Source organism: Pseudomonas sp. PIC25 (genome assembly GCF_002286785.1).
Taxonomy (GTDB): domain Bacteria; phylum Pseudomonadota; class Gammaproteobacteria; order Pseudomonadales; family Pseudomonadaceae; genus Pseudomonas_M.
This window is the reverse complement of record NZ_MUJY01000025.1, coordinates 19,180-35,433: the sequence shown is the minus strand read 5'-3', so window position 1 is coordinate 35,433 and position 16,254 is coordinate 19,180. Positions and strand designations below refer to the sequence as shown.

14 protein-coding genes and 1 pseudogene are annotated in these 16,254 nt (G+C 66.2%); 5 read left to right on the top strand and 10 right to left on the bottom strand.

Going from position 1 to position 16,254, the window contains the following annotated elements:
- Window positions 1-132: 132 nt before the first annotated feature.
- The 3 genes from BZL41_RS00870 to BZL41_RS00860 all read right to left on the bottom strand — a co-directional run bounded on the left by BZL41_RS00870 (window position 133) and on the right by BZL41_RS00860 (window position 3,054).
- A complete protein-coding gene (locus tag BZL41_RS00870; protein WP_095597547.1) occupies window positions 133-1,110 on the bottom strand; it encodes a sulfotransferase family protein in 978 nt (325 codons plus the stop codon).
- Between the two features lie 2 nt (window positions 1,111-1,112).
- Window positions 1,113-1,928 carry an aspartyl/asparaginyl beta-hydroxylase domain-containing protein gene (locus BZL41_RS00865; protein ID WP_095597543.1) on the bottom strand — a complete coding sequence of 272 codons (816 nt, stop codon included), beginning with the start codon at window positions 1,926-1,928 and terminating at the stop codon, window positions 1,113-1,115.
- A gap of 70 nt (window positions 1,929-1,998) precedes the next feature.
- Window positions 1,999-3,054 carry a metal-dependent hydrolase gene (locus BZL41_RS00860; protein WP_095597546.1) on the bottom strand — a complete coding sequence of 352 codons (1,056 nt, stop codon included), beginning with the start codon at window positions 3,052-3,054 and terminating at the stop codon, window positions 1,999-2,001.
- Window positions 3,055-3,183: 129 nt separating this feature from the next.
- On the opposite strand from BZL41_RS00860, the gene arfB reads away from it, so the two are divergent.
- On the top strand, window positions 3,184-3,597 hold the full coding sequence (gene arfB, locus BZL41_RS00855) for an alternative ribosome rescue aminoacyl-tRNA hydrolase ArfB (RefSeq protein WP_095597545.1): 414 nt from the start codon (window positions 3,184-3,186) through the stop codon (window positions 3,595-3,597).
- A gap of 27 nt (window positions 3,598-3,624) precedes the next feature.
- On the opposite strand, the gene BZL41_RS00850 is transcribed toward arfB, so the two are convergent.
- The 3 genes from BZL41_RS00850 to BZL41_RS00840 all read right to left on the bottom strand — a co-directional run bounded on the left by BZL41_RS00850 (window position 3,625) and on the right by BZL41_RS00840 (window position 8,155).
- The gene (locus BZL41_RS00850; RefSeq protein ID WP_095597542.1) at window positions 3,625-5,940 is read right to left on the bottom strand and encodes an ATP-dependent DNA helicase; all 2,316 of its coding nucleotides are present in this window, start codon (window positions 5,938-5,940) and stop codon (window positions 3,625-3,627) included.
- Window positions 5,919-7,556 (bottom strand): VRR-NUC domain-containing protein, encoded by a 1,638-nt coding sequence (locus tag BZL41_RS00845; protein WP_095597541.1) that lies wholly within the window; start codon window positions 7,554-7,556, stop codon window positions 5,919-5,921. The genes BZL41_RS00850 and BZL41_RS00845 overlap by 22 nt, the downstream gene beginning before the upstream one ends.
- A gap of 263 nt (window positions 7,557-7,819) precedes the next feature.
- On the bottom strand, window positions 7,820-8,155 hold the full coding sequence (locus BZL41_RS00840; protein ID WP_143517997.1) for a hypothetical protein: 336 nt from the start codon (window positions 8,153-8,155) through the stop codon (window positions 7,820-7,822).
- A 219-nt stretch (window positions 8,156-8,374) separates the two neighbouring features.
- Between BZL41_RS00840 and BZL41_RS00835 the strand changes: the two genes are divergently transcribed.
- From BZL41_RS00835 to BZL41_RS00825, 3 genes are all read left to right on the top strand, one after another.
- The gene (locus BZL41_RS00835) at window positions 8,375-8,605 is read left to right on the top strand and encodes a PLD nuclease N-terminal domain-containing protein (protein WP_095597539.1); all 231 of its coding nucleotides are present in this window, start codon (window positions 8,375-8,377) and stop codon (window positions 8,603-8,605) included.
- A 153-nt stretch (window positions 8,606-8,758) separates the two neighbouring features.
- On the top strand, window positions 8,759-9,469 hold the full coding sequence (locus tag BZL41_RS00830; protein WP_095597538.1) for an endonuclease: 711 nt from the start codon (window positions 8,759-8,761) through the stop codon (window positions 9,467-9,469).
- Between the two features lie 87 nt (window positions 9,470-9,556).
- Window positions 9,557-9,991, top strand: a complete 435-nt coding sequence (locus BZL41_RS00825; RefSeq protein ID WP_095597537.1) for a low affinity iron permease family protein — start codon at window positions 9,557-9,559, stop codon at window positions 9,989-9,991.
- Window positions 9,992-10,064: 73 nt separating this feature from the next.
- Here the strand turns inward: BZL41_RS00825 and BZL41_RS00820 are convergent.
- A pseudogene (locus BZL41_RS00820) lies at window positions 10,065-10,214 on the bottom strand (general stress protein); the annotation flags it as partial.
- Between the two features lie 245 nt (window positions 10,215-10,459).
- Between BZL41_RS00820 and BZL41_RS00815 the strand changes: the two are divergent.
- Window positions 10,460-11,728, top strand: a complete 1,269-nt coding sequence (locus BZL41_RS00815; protein ID WP_095597536.1) for a cytochrome P450 — start codon at window positions 10,460-10,462, stop codon at window positions 11,726-11,728.
- A 108-nt stretch (window positions 11,729-11,836) separates the two neighbouring features.
- On the opposite strand, the gene BZL41_RS00810 is transcribed toward BZL41_RS00815, so the two are convergent.
- The 3 genes from BZL41_RS00810 to BZL41_RS00800 form a co-directional block, all read right to left on the bottom strand.
- Window positions 11,837-12,076 carry a YheU family protein gene (locus BZL41_RS00810; RefSeq protein ID WP_095597535.1) on the bottom strand — a complete coding sequence of 80 codons (240 nt, stop codon included), beginning with the start codon at window positions 12,074-12,076 and terminating at the stop codon, window positions 11,837-11,839.
- Window positions 12,077-12,136: 60 nt separating this feature from the next.
- On the bottom strand, window positions 12,137-14,923 hold the full coding sequence (locus tag BZL41_RS00805) for a hybrid sensor histidine kinase/response regulator (RefSeq protein WP_095597534.1): 2,787 nt from the start codon (window positions 14,921-14,923) through the stop codon (window positions 12,137-12,139).
- A gap of 106 nt (window positions 14,924-15,029) precedes the next feature.
- Window positions 15,030-16,220, bottom strand: a complete 1,191-nt coding sequence (locus BZL41_RS00800; protein ID WP_095597533.1) for an osmoprotectant NAGGN system M42 family peptidase — start codon at window positions 16,218-16,220, stop codon at window positions 15,030-15,032.
- Window positions 16,221-16,254 lie beyond the last annotated feature (34 nt).

Sequence of the window (16,254 nt, the reverse complement as noted above, 5' to 3'; positions counted from 1 at the left end):
GCGGATCGTTCCCACGCTCTGCGTGGGAATGCAGCCTTGGACGCTCCGCGTCCATTCAGTGAGCGGACGCGGAGCGTCCTGTCAGGGGTTCTCACGCTGGAGCGAGGGAACCTCAAAAATTCATTCGCGCTCTTACAGGCGTAAGCGCTCCAGCTCCTCATACGGCCCGCGGGCCCAGCGCTCCACCGCGGCGCGGGTTTCGGCGCTGGCCTCGGCACGTTTGCGGGCGCTGTCCGGGCTGAAGCTCATGCCCGGCTGCTTGGCGTCTCGCCCGGCGGCGTCGGCCAAGCGGGTCGCAGCCTCTAGCGGAACGCCAAGCATCTCCGCCAGCCGTCCCCACACAGCCCCCGGCAGCTCGCTGTAGTTCACTGGAATCGCCCCGCCTGTGCGACAGAGCTCCAGTCCGCGCTGCAGGATCATGCCGATGCAGCGGGCAGCGAACTCCAGCGGCGACAGTTCGAAGGCCTCTTCCGCCGGGATCGCCAGCAGCGATGGGCCGATCATGCCCGGCACCATGTGCGCGCCCGGCTGGCGCAGTTGCGAGACGACGATTTCCAGCGGATCGCGGTAAAGAAAGATGGCCGGCGTCTGCGGGTAAAGGGCACGGAGGAAATCCGCCTCGAAGACGTTCCAGGCGTCCAGCTTGATCACCAGCTCGCTATCGCCGCCACGCCGGGGCTGGCCATAGGCGCAGAGCAGTGCCCGGGTCCAGGCGGCCTGATGCGGCGCACTGGTCGGGTCGAAGAAGTGTGCGCGCAGCACTGCATCCAGGGGCGGCGGTTCGGACAACACCGTATGGCTGTCCAGTTGCGTGAGCAATTGGGCGATCAGTGTCGAGCCGCAGCGCGACGCATGGTGGATGAAGGCGCGGGGCGCCGGAGTCGGCGAGCGGGCCTGCCAGTCGAGCAAGGCCTCGATGCCGGTCACTCGGCGCAGTGCTTGGTTGAACGGCTTGCGCAGGGCCTTCTGCACGCTGTCGCGGAAGAAGGGCTCCTGCAGCACTTCGCTGCCGAACCAGCACCAGTCGACCCACCAGCGCCCCTGTTCCGGCCAGATGCGGATCGGCAACCAGCCGTGGAAATCGGTTTCGTTCTGACGCAAGGCTTCCATGCTCATACCACCCATTGCTCGATCCAGCTCCGACGGCCCTGTTGCATCGCCGCACGGACATCTTCCTCGGTGAAATGCAACCCGATTCCGGCGGCCAGGGCGACGGCGGTTTCGGCGAAGGATTGCGCGTCGTCGATGGCCTGTAGCCGCCGCTGCAGCCCGGCGTCCCGGTGCACTGCCGCGCGGAACTGGGCGAATTGCCGGGTTCCCCGGGCCTCCTGCGCGGGCGGGGTATCCGCCAGGCCCGCGGCGATCCGCTCCAACAGCTCGGGCGTGCGCCGGCAATCGAGCACCAGATGGACGCGCGCATGGGGACTGGGGTTTTCCACCCGGTGCGGGCGGCTCAGGTCGAGGAACCAGAGTTCGCCGGGACGCATGGGGATGGCTCGGCCTTCGAGAATGAACTCCACCGCCTCGTGGCTGTGGATCGGCAGGTGCAGGCGCAGGTCGCCGTCGTCGCCGCCGAGGTCCGGGTCACGGTGTTCGCGAATTCGCGCCCCCGGTCCCAGGCGCAGCAGGCGGGCGCTGCGGATCGGAGCGGGCAGCCGTGCCAGCAGCTCCTGCCAGAACGGCGAGGCTTTCATCAGCGGCGTGGCGGCCGGTTCGCCATGGCCCGCCAGCAGGCTGTCCGGTGCGTTCGCCGGAGCGAGCAGGGCGATGCCGCTCCAATCGCCCTCGAAGTAGTCGCGGTTGAAATGCGGCTGCCAGGCCGCAGCCGGCAATTCGGCCAGGGCATGTTGCAGCGGTTCGACGGAAAAGCTCAGCGGCAGGCGAGCGTAGGCGGGCAGGGCGGTGGGGACAGCGATCCGTGCGGTCATGGCGATGGCTCGTGGGATTTCAAGGGATTGTAGTGGCCGTCAGGGCCGGTGCCTACCTCGCCCGTCGGCATCAGCGGGCGCTTTGCCGGGGCCCACGCTGCAACTCGTTGGCCCAGGCCAGCAGGGGCACCTGGCGTTCTTCCCAGACGCGCTGCCAGAGCACCTGCAGGCGGCTCAGGTCGCCGCGTTCCACCGGCCAGAGTTCGACGTCCCTTATCAGATGCCAGCCGTCTCCCTCGCGGGTCGCCATGGCGAAGCGGAACGGGTGGAAGCCGGTCATGCCCAGGCGCAGGTCGGTGACCACCAGGTGGCCGTCGATGTCGTCGTAGCGCAGGACGCCATCGGTGAACCAGGCCAGCCGCGCATGTTGCGGCGAGTCGCGCAGGGCGGTGGCCAGGTGGGTTCCGCGGGGAATCCGTTCAAGGTGCGGCAGCGAGCGGTCGAACCAGCTGACCAGCGCTTCGTGGTAGTCCTCGCCGTCCAGAACGATCACCCGCCAGAGCAGACTGTTGAAGGGTGTCGGGGTGCTGAAGATTTTTTCCGCGTGGATGCCGTCGCGGGCCAAGGCCTGTTCCACGCGTTGCTCGGCCATCTGCTTGCCGGCCAGGGTGAAGCCCAGGTAGAGCGTCGACAGTCCCAGCGCCACGGCCGGCCAGCGGGCCACTTTGCCCTTCAGGCCGAACAGCAGGCCGGCGATCACCGCGACGAGCAGCGGCAGGGTATACAGCGGATCGATGATGAACACGCTGGACCCGCTGATCGGCGGCAGGTCCAGCGGCCAGAAGAGCTGCGTGCCGTAGCTGGTGAAACAGTCCAGCAGCGGGTGGGTGACCAGCACCAGCCAGAGTGTGAGGAACAGGCGCCTGCTCGAATAGCCGGGGTTCGTCCGCCATCGTCGGCAGAGGGCGGTGAGCAGCAGGGCCAGGCCGCTGAGGACGAACAGCGAGTGGCTGAAACCACGGTGGTAGGTCATCTCGGCCACCGCGTCGCCGTAGTCGATGACCACGTCGAGATCGGGCAGGGTGCCGAGGACGGCACCGTACAGCAACGCCTTGCGCCCCTGCCAGCGGCCGAGCAGGGCGCCCTGGATGCTGGCGCCGAGTACTGCCTGGGTGATGGAGTCCATGGATTGTTCCCGCAACGAGTCGAAGGTCAGGGTAGCCAAGCACCTGGTCATGCGCAGCGGCGAAAATCCAACGAAAGATTTCAGGCCATGGCGGGTATGCTGGTCGCTCATCCGCCCGGCCGTCTTCCCATGCTGGAAATATCCAACAACGTCCACCTGCCCGATGCCGAAATAGAACTGAGCGCCATCCGCGCCCAGGGGGCCGGTGGGCAGAACGTCAACAAGGTGTCCAGCGCCGTGCACCTGCGTTTCGACATCCTGGCCTCGTCGCTGCCGCCGTTCTACAAGGAACGCTTGCTGGCGCTGCGCGACAGCCGCATCACCGCCGAGGGGGTGATCGTGATCAAGGCACAACAGTACCGCACCCAGGAACAGAACCGCGCCGACGCCTTGGAGCGGCTGGCCGCCCTGATCCGCAGCGTGGCCAAGGTGGAGAAGAAGCGTCGCCCGACCAAACCGACCCTCGGCTCGAAGCAGCGCCGCCTGGAAGGCAAGGCCAAGCGGGCGACGATCAAGGCGGGCAGGGGGAAGGTGGATTTTTGAGCGGCGCCGGGAGAAAAGCGGACGAATTCATTCGCCCAAGCGGATAGCAGCGCACCCAGGCCCATCGTTGCGCTCAACCTTCCACCACCCCGGCAACAGGCGCATCACTTCGCGGCGGGCGAAGCGGTCGTCGATCAGGTAGAGCACGCCGCGGTCCTCACGGGTTCGGATCACCCGGCCGGCGGCCTGTACCACTTTCTGCAGGCCGGGGTAGAGGTAGGTGTAGTCGTAGCCGGCACCGAACAACTGGTCCATGCGTTGGCGGATCTGTTCGTTCACGGGGTTGAGTTGCGGCAGACCGAGGGTGGCGACGAAGGCGCCGATCAGGCGTTCGCCGGGCAGGTCGATGCCCTCGCCGAAAGCGCCGCCGAGTACGGCGAAGCCGATGCCCTGGCCGCCTTCGACGAAGCGTTCGAGAAACGCCAGGCGCGCCGGTTCGTCCATGCGTCGCGATTGCGTCCATAGCGGAATATGCGGGAAGCGCGCGGCAAAGCGTTCGAGTGCCTGCTGCAAGTAGTCGAAACTGCTGAAGAACGCCAGGTAGTTGCCGGGCTGTTCGTCGAACTGATGTGCCATCAGTTCCGCGATGGGTTCCAGGGACGCGGCACGGTGCTGGAAACGGGTGGAGATGGAGCCCACCACGTGGACCGCCAGTTGCCCCGCGCTGAATGGCGATTGCACGTCCACCCAGGGCGTATTTTCCGGCAGGCCGAGCAGATCGCCATGAAAATGCCGGGGGCTCAGGGTCGCGGAGAACAATACGGTGCTGCGGGTGGCGGCGAAGCGCGGTTGCAGGTAGGGCGCCGGCACCAAGTTGCGCAGGCACAGCGTGGACAGACTGCGGCCGCGCGTACCCGGGCGGCGGCTGATGTCGAACAGGGTATGACTGTCGAAGGTATCGGCCATGCGGCAGAAGTGCATGGCCTCGAAGTAGAAGTCCAGCAGCGCGCCATGCACCTGGGTGGGGTGCTCGCCGAAGTGATCGGTGATGTCGGCAATGGCCGATTGCAAGTTGGCGATGAGCTTTCCGGGCAGGGTCGGCAGGGCCTGGTAGGGGGCGTCTTCATCCTTGCTCAGCTCGCGCCAGGCTCGGTTGATCCGCTCCAGCGGCTTCTTCAGCGCAGCCGGGGCCTCGCGGCGCAGGGCGTCGAAGTCGGCCTGGTCCAGTTCGGCGCTGTACATGCGCCGGGCCCGTTCCAGCAGGTTGTGCGCCTCGTCCACCAGCACGCCGACGCGCCATTGGTTGGCCTGGGTCAGGCCGTGGAGCAGGGCGCTGACATCGAAGTAGTAGTTGTAGTCGCCCACTTGCAGGTCGGCCCAGCGCGCCAGTTCCTGGGCGAGGTAATAGGGGCAGACGGTGTGTTCGAGCGCTACGTCGCGCACGCTGTCGCGGTCCAGCCAGACGCGCTCCAGCGCAGCCTTCCGGGCGGCGGGCAGGCGGTCGTAGAAGCCTTGGGCGAGCGGACAGGATTCGCCGTGGCAGGCCTTGTCCGGGTGCTCGCAGGCCTTGTCGCGGGCGGTCAGCTCCAGCACCCGCAGCGGCAGGCCCGGCGCGTTCGCCTCCAGCAGGCGCGCGGCATCCAGGGCGAGCTGGCGGCCGGGGGTTTTGGCGGCAAGGAAGAACAGCCGGTCCAGGCCCTGGCGCGGAGCCGCCTTGAGCAGCGGGAACAGGGTACCGAGGGTCTTGCCGATTCCGGTGGGTGCCTGGGCCATCAGGCAGCAGCCGGTGCTGGCGGCCTTGTACACGGCTTCCGCCAGTTCGCGTTGGCCGCTGCGGAAGTCCGCGTGGGGGAAGCGCATGGCCTCCAGCGCCCGGTCGCGTTCGGCACGGTGGGCGAGTTCCTGCACGGCCCATTGCAGGAAGCGTTCGCAGTGCGTTTCGAAGAAGCCCCGCAGTGCGTCGGCGGAGCAGCGCTCCACCAGCACGGTTTCCTTCTGGCTGTGGATGTCGAAGTAGACCAGCGCCACGTCCACCTCGGCCAGGCCTCGCTCCTGGCACAGCAGCCAGCCATAGACCTTGGCCTGGGCCCAGTGCAGGGCGCGGTGGTTGGCCGGTATCCGGGCGAGGTCGCCGCGGTAGGTCTTCACCTCTTCCAAACGATTGAGCGTGGGGTCGTAGCCATCGGCCCGGCCGCGCACGTGCAACTGCTTGTAGTCGCCGGCCAGCGGCAGTTCGGCCAAGTATTCGGTGCCGCGTCGGGAGGCCACCAGGGCATGGCCGGCCATGCCTTCCTGGGCACTGGGCGAGGGGGTGAAGCGCAGGTCGAGGTCACCCGTCTTGGCGGTGAACTCGCAGAGGGCGCGGACGGCGACGACGTAGCTCAACTGACCGCATCCGCCCATTGCACATAGCAGACTGCCACCGGCATGTCGTGCCGCGCGCAGAAGTCCAGCCAGCGCAACTGGTTGTCCTGCAGGCGATCGCCGGGGCCCTTCACTTCGATCATCCGGTAGCGCCGTTGCGCGGGCCAGAACTGGATCAGGTCCGGCAGCCCGGCACGGTTGGCCTTGATGTCCTGCAGGATGCGCTCGAACCAGTGTCGCAGGTGCGTGGCCGGCAGGCAGTGCAGGGCCAGTTCCAGCAGCGCGTCATCGAGGGCGCCCCAGTGTACGAACGGCGAGAGGATGCCCTGTTTGGCCCAGTAGTGGCGGCGGATGGTGTCCTTGTAGGCGTCGCTGCCCAGTTGCGCCAGGCAGGCATCGAACAGGGCGGCGCGGCGCTGGCGGAAGTCGGGTGCGTGCAGGTCCGCCGGACCGATGTGGAAGGGGTGGAAGAAGGCACCGGGCAGCGCGGCGAAGATCGCTTCCCAGCAGAGCAGGCCGAACAGGGCGTTGATCAGGGTGTTCTCGACGTAGTGCACCGGGCCATCGCTGTGGTGCAGATGCAGCAGCACCGCGCCTTCCACCGACAGGGCCTCGGGGCGGGGAAGGCTCAAGTCAAGCCGTTCCACCGCCGGGCGGGTCGCCCTGGGGGCCTTGGGCAGGCCGAGTTGCCGTTGCAGGCGCGGCAGTATGCGTTGCAGGTGCTGGCGCTCGGCCTCGCTTTCCGGTGCCTGTTCAGCCTGACGGGCCAGCGCCAGGGCTTCGGCGAAACGCTCGCTGCGTTCCAGTACGCGGATGCGCCGCCCCCGCGCACCGGGGTAGTCGCATTCGGCGTACAGCGCCAGCGCTGCATCGAACTCGCCGAGCCGTTCGCAGTGCTGGGCGATGAGGAACAGCAGCCTGGCGCGGCGCTGCTCGATCCAGGGGTTGGGGCACGCCTCGCGGGGAATGTCGGCGAGCACCTCGGCGAGCGCTTCACCCTGCTCGAAGCGCTCGCGGCAACGGTGCAGGTGCAGGCAGTCGTCCAGGTCGCGGCGCTCGCGAAAGCCGCGGGAGCCGGCGTCCAGCTCGATCTTTTCGTAGAGGTAGATACCCAGGTCGGCGAGGACGAACTCCGACCAGTCCTGGTGCAGGTTGCCGAAGAACATCAGGCGCAGACGGTCGCAGAGGTCCATGATCGTCAGCGCGTAGACGCGGTCGTCGCTGCCGGGGCACCAGTCTTCGAAGGCGCGTGCGTGCGGGTGGTCCGGCAGGAGGGCCTGGAGCTGCTCGGCCTTGCGCAGGTCCGGCCGCACGGCGAAATGGGCGCGGATTTCGGGTTTGGTCAGCAGGGCGAACAGTTGCGTCAGGTCCAGCGGCGGAGACACATCCACCCAGCCCAGGTCCACCAGCGGTTGGACAGCCACCGGCGCCGGGCCGATTTCCGGGTAGACCAGCTTGCCGGCGCGGAACAGCGTGCCCTTACGCATCACCATGCGCACCAGCAGAGCCCGGGCCGCTTGCGGCAGGGTGGGGAAGGTGGCGATGAAGAGGCGTTCTTCCGCGTTCAGTAGATCGTCGTAGCGGGCCTCGATCCACAGCAGTACCTGCTGGAAGTTGTTCAGGTAGTAAAAGGGATCGTCGAGGGTGCGGAGCATGGGAAGGGGCGCTGCTTTACTGTCTGTTTATACAGATATCAGCGTGCCGCTTAGCTTGGCAAACGGAATTCGATGGGTGGAGCGGGGGAAGTGGAGATAAGGCGCGGCGGGGCTCGTTGGGCGATGAATTCGCCCCCTACAAGCGCGCAGTGACGCGGTGGTATGCGTTCGGCGGGCTTCGCTGGATCAGTGGGCTGGTCTCGCCGTAGCCGGACAAGCGCAGCGCCATCCGGGATATCTAGATTCCCGGATGGCGCTGCATCCTAGCCCTCCAACTGTTCGAGGCGCTCCGCGAAGGCTTCCAACTGCCCATTCTGCAATGCCTGGTCGACGAACGCGGGCCAATGCTCGGTCCAGCGTTCGGCGTAGAGGATGGTGTGCATCCAGCGTCGCAGTTGCGGCAGGTCCGCCGAAAACATCCATTCCCGCGAGCGACTGGCGAACTTGGGGTCGCCCCCACGGCCGGGGGCGGCGAACCCCGTTTCGGCTGCGCCTTCGAGAAACCAGCGGTAGCCGGGGGTACCGGGAGGTGCATCGGCTGCCTGTCGATGCTGCCTGACCAGGGTCTGGGCGAGCTGCGCCATACGAGCACAATCCATGCGGTCTTCCTCCTTTTTTTAAAGGCGCTAGAAATAGCCTTCTCTGGAAATCGATGGCGTGTGATCGGGCACGAAAAAATTGCGGACCCGAGCACAAAAGGAACAATAGTTGATTTTCGACGTGGGAAACGACCGTCTGCCCACGATGCTCGACCCGATTGAACTGTCCGATCCGGGCATGGCCAGAATAATTAAGAGGCCACTGGGAGGAGAGTCGTCATGAGCGAGGGCCTGGTGTTTTTCCTGATGTTCGTCGCGGTGATCATCATCTGTTTCGACCTATGGGCGATCGTCAGCGTTTTCCGTAGCGATGCCGGTACGGATGCCAAGTTCGTCTGGGCATTCCTGATCGCCATGGTGCCGGTGGTCGGACTGATTCTCTGGGGTATCTCCGGCCCGCAAGGCGTTGCCCGTGGCGGGCCTACCTCGAAGGAACACAGCAAGGGCTGAACCGTCCGCGATCTGCGGTAGTCGGCGGCAACCCGAGCCGGTCCTGGCACGGCCGTGATGTCGTGTAATCTGTGATCTGGTTTTTGCCATCTTCCTGCCAGGATTGGCAAAAAATGTCGGGCGGGTAACATGCGGCGCTTTTGAGTACCGCCCATGCCGTTGCGTTTCTCTCTCCTGCTTGCCGCCGTCCTCTCCCTGCCTGCGCTGGCCGATGCGCCGCACAGCTTCTCCGAAGCCAAACGAATCGGCTGGACGCTCTACGAAAAGCAATCCACCGAGTTCTATTGCGGTTGCAAGTACCGGGGCGAGCGGGTCGATCTGGCCAGTTGCGGCTACGTGCCGCGCAAGAATCCGAAGCGGGCCCGGCGCGTGGAATGGGAGCATATCGTGCCGGCCTGGGTGATCGGTCATCAGCGTCGCTGCTGGCAGCACGGTGGACGTCGCAATTGTGCGAAGAACGACGAGGCCTATCGCCGGGCCGAAGCCGATCTGCACAACCTGGTGCCGAGCATCGGCGAGTTGAACGGCGATCGCAGCAACTTCAGTTTTGCCTGGTTGCCGCAGCGCCACGGCCAGTACGGTGCCTGCCAGACGGTGGTGGATTTCGACGCACGCAAGGTCATGCCGCGCACGGCGATCCGCGGGATGATCGCGCGCACCTATTTCTACATGAGCGAGCGCTATGGCCTGCGCCTGTCCAAGCAGGATCGCCAGTTGTTCACGGTCTGGAGCAAGCAGTATCCGGTCGAGAGCTGGGAGCGCCAGCGCAATCAGCGGGTCGGTTGCGTGATGGGCTGGGGCAACCCTTACGTGGGGCCGCTGGACAGGTCGCGTTGTCCAGCCCGCGTGGCCGGCAGGCGCTGACCCGTTCTCCCTTCCGCCGTGCCGTTCTCGGAATTCCCGCGCTGGGTTCGGGTCGGAATCTTTAGGTGTTGAAATGGGAGAACCCTGATGGCGACCGAGAAGAAAAGCAGATTCGAACGCTGGGCCGAGCGGCTATCGGAATGGGCGGGCAGCGCCAGCACCTTCAAGATCGCGGTGCTGGGCCTGGTGATCTGGGCCGCGACGGGGCCGCTGTTCCACTTCAACGACACCTGGCAACTGATCGTCAACACATCCACCACGATCATTACGTTCCTCATGGTGTTCCTCATCCAGAACACCCAGAACCGCGATAACGACGCACTGCACATCAAGCTCGACGAACTGCTGCGGGTCAGCAAGGACGCGCAGACGGCGTTGCTCGACCTTGACGAGCGCGATGCGAAGCAACTGAAAAAAATGCGCAAACGTTACGTCGAGCTGGGCCGGCAGGCCGAATGCGACGACAACGAAGTGAAGAACATCATCGATGGCGTCGAAGAACCCGAGTCGCCGGAAAAATGAACGCGCCAGACGAAGAAACGGGGGCCGTAGCCCCCGTTCTTCGTATCAGCGGTGGTTAACTGCGGCCGCCTGGTTAACTGCGGCCGCCACCATGGCTGTGCTGGCCACCCTTGCGGCCGGCTTCCGAGGCTCTTTCGCGGTCATTGGCGAAATTGCCGCCACTGTTATGGCCGCCTTTGCGGCCGGCTTCGGACGCTTTTTCACGGTCGTTGGCAAAGTTGCCGGGGTTACGATTAGGCATGTCGTTCTCCTTTTGCGGATTGAACGTCTGGCCGGCTTTTCACCAGCCCTCGTAAGGTGTGAGGGCGTTCAGACGAAACAGTTCAGGACTTTTTCATGAGCGGTCGGCTGCCGTCTCGCTGCAAGCGAACCGCTCTATTCCGGCCCTTGCGCCCATGGGCAAACCTTCGCTGCACGGCATGGTCGATCTATCAGGGCTTGCCCTTTTTCGGCTCGCCAGGAGACCCCATGTCCGACATTCCCCGTGATCGAAGTCTGGACAGCACGCTTGCCCTGCTGCGTGAAGGGTATGGGTTCATCCCGGACCGCTGCCGGCGCTATCGCAGCGATCTGTTCGAGACCCGCCTGCTGTTGCAGCGCACGCTCTGCCTGAGCGGCGAATCGGCGGCCCGGCTGTTCTACGATCCGGCGTTGTTCATCCGTACGAACGCGGCGCCGCGCCTGCTGCAAAAGACGCTGTTCGGTGTCGGCGGCGTACAAGGCCTGGACGGCAAGGCGCACCGGGTGCGCAAGCAGATGTTCATGGATTTGATGACACCGGAGCGCATGCGCGAGCTGCTGCGGCTCAACGAGGCGCATTGGCGCGAGTCCATCGAAGCCTGGACACTTCGCCCGCAGGTGGTGTTGCTCCACGAAGTACAGACGATCCTCTGTCGCAGCATTTGCGGCTGGGCCGGTGTCCTGCTGTCACGGGACGAGGTGGAGCGTTGTCGCGCCTGGCTGGCGGCGATGGTCGACGGTGCCGGCGGAGCCGGACTGCGGCATTGGCGGGCACGCCGGGCGCGGGCCGCGACCGAACGCTGGTGCGCGGAGCAGGTTAGGACGGTACGTGAGGGACGGCTGGTGCCGGCGCCGGGTTCGGCGCTTCAGGTCATTGCCGAACATCGGGAGAGCGAGCGGTTGCTCGATCCCGCCGTGGCGGCGGTGGAATTGCTGAACGTGCTGCGTCCCGCTGTGGCGATCGCCCGTTTCGTGATCTTCGCTGCCCTGGAGCTGTACCGTCAGCCGCAGTGGTATGCGCGCCTGGCGGAGCGCGACGAACTGATCGAACCTTTCGCCCAAGAGGTGCGCCGGCTGTATGCCTTCTTCCCCTTTGTAGCGGCGCGGGTGCGCGAGGGCTTCCACTGGCGCGGCCATTACTTCGAGGAAGGAACCCGCGTGCTGCTGGACCTGTTCGGCACCAACCGCGACCCGCGCACTTGGCAGCGGCCGGACGACTTCCTGCCGGAGCGCTTCCAGCATTGGGATGGCAGTGCCTTCAACTTCATTACCCAGGGCGGTGGCGAACACCGTCGCGACCATCGCTGCCCGGGGGAGTGGATCACCATCGAACTGCTCAAGCTGGCGCTGCGCGCGCTGACCCGCTGGATGCGCTACGAAGTGCCGGACACCCAGGACCTGAGCGTGAGCCCGGTGCGCATGCAGGCGTTGCCGCGTAGTCGTTTCGTTATCCGTAATGTCCGGCCGGTGGCGGTTACGGCGCGGTTTGGTTCGTAGGGCCCACGGTCGCTCTGGGCGGTTCGCCCTGTCTGGTGCTGGAAAGTTCTGAGCCAAACCGATTACTGAGTTCAACAGCGCCTTCTTGCACGAGAAGGGATTCTTTTTTCACCCCCGGTCCTCATCCAGCCACTCCCGAGGCACTTCCTCTTTCAGCATCAACTGGCATTGCTGGCTGTCCGGGTCGAAGACGATCACCGCCTGGCCTTTCTCCAGCGCGTGGCGGGCGCGGGCCACCCGGGTTTCCAGCGGTGTGTCGTCGCCGTTGTCGGTGCCTTCGCGGGTCACGAAGTCTTCCAGCAGGCGGGTGAGGGTGTCGGCTTCGAGCAGGTGGTGGGGGATCAGCATGGGTCTCTCCGGGCGCGCGGCGATCCTAGAGGATCGCCGGGGAGGCGTCGACTCCTCCGGTCAGGTTTCCGAGTCCGGGAGGGCGGCGATGCCCTGGGGTTCGGGGCTGTCCGGCGAGTCGAGGTAGCGCTCCAGGGTGGCGTAGAGGAGCTGGCTGTCCAGGGGCTTGCCGAGGAAGTCGTTCATGCCGGCGTCGCTGCCGTGCTGGCGGTGCTCGTCGAGGATGTGCGCGGTCAGGGCGATGATGGGGACGGGCGGCAGGTGCTGTTGCTTTTCCAGGCGGCGAATCCGACGGGTGGCTTCGAAGCCGTCCATTTCCGGCATCTCGCAGTCCATCAGGATCAACTGGCAGGCCGCCGGCGCGCGTCGGTATTCGTCGAACGCGGCGAGCCCGGTGCCGACCACCCGCACCTGATAGCCGCGCTTGCGCAGAAAGCCCTGGACCACCAGTTGGTTCACCGGATTGTCTTCGGCCACCAGGATGCACGGCGCTGCCTGCTGGGCATCGCGCGGTGGACGGGACGCCGGCATGACGGACGGCGAGCCTTCTTCGTAGAGTTCCAGCAGGGCCTTGCGCAGCGCGGTCACCGCCAGTGGCTGCGGCAGGCTGAGCAGGCGCAGGCCGTCGACGCTCGGCGACTGGCACTGCTCGGGCGGGCAGAGCATCAGCACGCGCTGTCCGGGTTCCAAGTGCGGGCGCAACGATTCCAGCCAGTGGTTGATGCTGCCGGGCCAGGGCGCCATGAGGATCAGCAGGGGCGGGCTGGTAAAGTCTTCCAGGCAATCCACCAGGCGCTCCGGGCTCTGGCAACGTTCGGTGCGCATGTCCCAGCGGCCGAGCAGGCGGCTCAGGGCGTCGAGGCCGAGGCCGTCCAGCGAGGCCAGCAGCGCCGGCCGTCCGGCGAGCAGGCGTAGCAGTTCGTCTTCCTCCGTCCCGCCGGTCTGCAGCGGGATGTCGAAGGCGAAGCGGGTACCCTGGCCGGGGGTGCTCTGCACTTCGATGCGCCCACCCATCATCTCCACCAGTTCCCGGCTGATGGCCAGGCCCAGGCCGCTGCCGCCGTAGCGACGGGTGGTGCTGGAATCACCCTGGGCGAAGGATTCGAAAAGCTGCGGCTGCACCTCGTTGCGAATGCCGATGCCGCTGTCGCTGACCGAGAAGATCAGGTGTGGCATGCCCTGCGAATCGCTGCGCCGGCAGACGTTCAGCGCCACGTAGCCATCCGAGGTGAATTTCAGGGCGTTGCTCAGCAGGTTCATCAGCACCTGCTTGAGCCGCGTCGGGTCGCCATGCAGGGTGCGCGGCACGCCGCCCTCCAGGCTGACGTAGAGCCGCAGGCGCTTGTCCAGGGCCTGGGCGGTGAACAGGCTGAGGGTATCGGAGACCAGTTGTTCGAGGTCGAACTCGATCCGTTCCAGAGTCAGCTTGCCGGACTCGATGCGGGCGTAGTCGAGGATGTCATTGATCACCGCCATCAGCGAGCTGCCGGAGCTGGCGATGGTCTCGACGTAGAAGCGCTGGCTGCGGTCCAGCGGGGTTTCCTTGAGCAGTTGCAGCATGCCCAGCACGCCGTTCAGTGGCGTGCGGATCTCATGGCTCATGGTGGCAAGGAAGCGGCTCTTGGCCTTGTTCTCGATGCGCGCCTGCTCGGCCGCCTGGCGCGAGCGGAAGCCTTCTTCCTTGAGCAGGTTGATGCGGTCGGCGAGGCCGATGGAAAGGGTGATCAGCTCGATGGCGACGCCGACCTTGACCACCGAGGCGCCATAGATGCCGAACAGCTCGACGCCCAGGGAGCCGGAGGTGGCGACGATGAAGGAGGCGAGCAGGATGCCCCAGGCGAGGATGTAGTAGGAGCCGTAGCGCAGCCCCTTGCGCCAGGCATGGACGCCGGCGAGCAGCAGCATCAGCGAGACCGCCAGCACCGTCAGGCTGGCGAGGATGTTCCAGTTCTGCAGGCCGATCAGCGGTACCGAAAGCAGGGCGCCGAGGGTGCCCAGCATGAACAGCCGCAGAGTCAGGTCCAGGCGCGGGAAGTGTTGGGGGATGTGCAGGAAGTGCCGGCTGAACTGGATCGCCGCCAGGCAGTGCAGGTACATCAGGATATAGATGCTGATCGATTGCAGGCCGACGTGTTCGGGCAGCAGCTTGAACAGCATGCCGTCGAAGCTGGCGGTGAACAGGCCGATATTGAGGCTATAGACCACATACCAGAAGTAGGCGCGCTCGCGCAGCGAGAGGAACAGGAACAGGTTGTAGCAGAACATCGCGAACAGCACGCCGTAGAAGGCGCCGTTCGCCCCCATCAGGTTTTCCTGGGTGGCGGCGCTGGCGGCATAGGTGCTGAAGAACAGCGGTACGAAGACGGTGCTGGTGGTATCCACCCGGACCAGCAGGGTGCTCTCGCCGGGGGGTAGCTCGAGGGGGAACCAGAAGTTGCGTACCTGCACCGGGCGCTGGGCGAAGGCGAAGCGGTCGCCGCTCTCCTGGTGCCGGACCTGGCCTGCAGGATCGACCAGAAAGACCCGCAGGTCGTCCAGCAGCGGGTAGTTCACTTCCAGGTAACCGGCCAGCGGATGCGCCCGGCTGTTGGTCATGTGGACCTTGAACCACCACACCGAGGCGTTCTTGCCGAGGTTGGCGTGGTCGCCCCGGACAGGCTCGAAGGCGGAGTCCGGGAGTGCCTGGGCCTGCTCGACGCTGAGCCGGCCGTCGCGGTCTTCGTGGTAGCCCATGTAGGGCCCGAGGGAGAGACGCAGGTCGTCGCGGTCGAGCGGCGCGGGCGACAGCGCCCAGGCCGGCCCGGCCAGGCATAGCAGGAGCAACGCCAGACAACAGAGGCGCGGCATGTGAACCTCATGGGGGATTCGGTCGACCGTGCAGGCACTTTGCCCGGATGTGTCGTGCCCTTCAAGGGGCAGCGTAGCGGGACGCGCCGACCGACCCCGCGGAGCCTCATTCCTCCTGGCGCGGGCCCAGCACGCTGTCGACCGGCGGTACCCGGGTCTCGCTTTCCATCTGTGCGTCGTGCTCCAGTTGATGGCTGAAACGCTCCAGCGAACTGCGCGCCGGCTGGGCGTCGCTGGCGAACACCGGGGGGCTGAGCAGGTAGGCGCTGAGCAGCCGGGCGAGGGCGGCCAGGCTGTCCAAGTGAGTGCGTTCGTAGCCGTGGGTCGCATCGCAGCCGAACGCCAGCAGGGCGGTACGGATGTCGTGGCCGGCGGTGACCGCCGACTGCGCGTCGCTGTGGTAGTAGCGGAACAGGTCGCGGCGTACCGGGATGTCGTATTGCCCGGCGAGGCGCAGCAGGTGCCGCGACAGATGGAAGTCGTAGGGCCCGCCGGAGTCCTGCAGGGCGACGCTGACCGCGTGTTCGCTGGATTGCTGGCCGGCGGCCACCGGGGCGATGTCGATGCCGACGAACTCGCTGACGTCGAAGGGCAGGGCCGCTGCCGCGCCGGAGCCGGTTTCCTCGGTGATGGTGAACAGCGGGTGGCAGTCGATCGGCGGTTCCTGGCGGCTTTCCACCACCGCCTTGAGCGCGGTGAGCAGGGCCGCCACGCCGGCCTTGTCGTCCAGGTGGCGGGCGCTGATATGGCCGCTCTCGGTGAATTCCGGCAGCGGATCGAAGGCGACGAAGTCGCCCACCTCCACGCCCAGGGCCAGGGTGTCGGCGCGGCTGGCGGTGGTGGCGTCGAGGCGCAGTTCGACGTGGTCCCAGCTGATTGGCAACTGGTCCACCGCGGTATTGAAGGCATGCCCCGAGGCCAGCAGCGGCAACACGCTGCCGCGCAGCACGCCGCTGTCGGTGAATACGCTGACCCGGCTGCCCTCGGCGAAGCGGCTCGACCAGCAGCCCACCGGCGCCAGGCCGACGCGGCCGTTGGCATGGATTTCGCGGACGATGGCGCCGATGGTGTCGAGGTGCGCCGAGACCGCGCGGTCCGGGCTGTAGCGGCGTCCCTTGAGAGTCGCGCGGATGGTTCCGCGGCGGGTCAGTTCGAAGGGGATGCCCAGCTCCTTCAGCCGCTCGGCGACGTAGCGCACGATGGTGTCGGTGAAGCCGGTGGGGCTGGGGATGGCGAGCATTTCCAGCAGCACGCGCTGCAGATATGCCAGGTCGGGTTCGGGCAGTTTGGCGGCCATGGGATCACTCCGGGGCTGCGGACGGCTGTTCCGC

Bases quoted from the DNA above. Each gene is read 5' to 3' on its own strand.
- BZL41_RS00865 (WP_095597543.1), bottom strand. From the start codon at position 1,928: ATGACCGCACGGATCGCTGTCCCCACCGCCCTGCCCGCCTACGCTCGC.
- BZL41_RS00815 (WP_095597536.1), top strand. From the start codon at position 10,460: ATGTCCGACATTCCCCGTGATCGAAGTCTGGACAGCACGCTTGCCCTG.
- BZL41_RS00825 (WP_095597537.1), top strand. From the start codon at position 9,557: ATGGCGACCGAGAAGAAAAGCAGATTCGAACGCTGGGCCGAGCGGCTA.
- BZL41_RS00840 (WP_143517997.1), bottom strand. From the start codon at position 8,155: ATGGATTGTGCTCGTATGGCGCAGCTCGCCCAGACCCTGGTCAGGCAG.
- BZL41_RS00810 (WP_095597535.1), bottom strand. From the start codon at position 12,076: ATGCTGATCCCCCACCACCTGCTCGAAGCCGACACCCTCACCCGCCTG.
- arfB (WP_095597545.1), top strand. From the start codon at position 3,184: ATGCTGGAAATATCCAACAACGTCCACCTGCCCGATGCCGAAATAGAA.
- BZL41_RS00860 (WP_095597546.1), bottom strand. From the start codon at position 3,054: ATGGACTCCATCACCCAGGCAGTACTCGGCGCCAGCATCCAGGGCGCC.
- BZL41_RS00805 (WP_095597534.1), bottom strand. From the start codon at position 14,923: ATGCCGCGCCTCTGTTGTCTGGCGTTGCTCCTGCTATGCCTGGCCGGG.
- BZL41_RS00835 (WP_095597539.1), top strand. From the start codon at position 8,375: ATGAGCGAGGGCCTGGTGTTTTTCCTGATGTTCGTCGCGGTGATCATC.
- BZL41_RS00830 (WP_095597538.1), top strand. From the start codon at position 8,759: ATGCCGTTGCGTTTCTCTCTCCTGCTTGCCGCCGTCCTCTCCCTGCCT.
- BZL41_RS00850 (WP_095597542.1), bottom strand. From the start codon at position 5,940: ATGGGCGGATGCGGTCAGTTGAGCTACGTCGTCGCCGTCCGCGCCCTC.
- BZL41_RS00870 (WP_095597547.1), bottom strand. From the start codon at position 1,110: ATGGAAGCCTTGCGTCAGAACGAAACCGATTTCCACGGCTGGTTGCCG.
- BZL41_RS00800 (WP_095597533.1), bottom strand. From the start codon at position 16,220: ATGGCCGCCAAACTGCCCGAACCCGACCTGGCATATCTGCAGCGCGTG.
- BZL41_RS00845 (WP_095597541.1), bottom strand. From the start codon at position 7,556: ATGCTCCGCACCCTCGACGATCCCTTTTACTACCTGAACAACTTCCAG.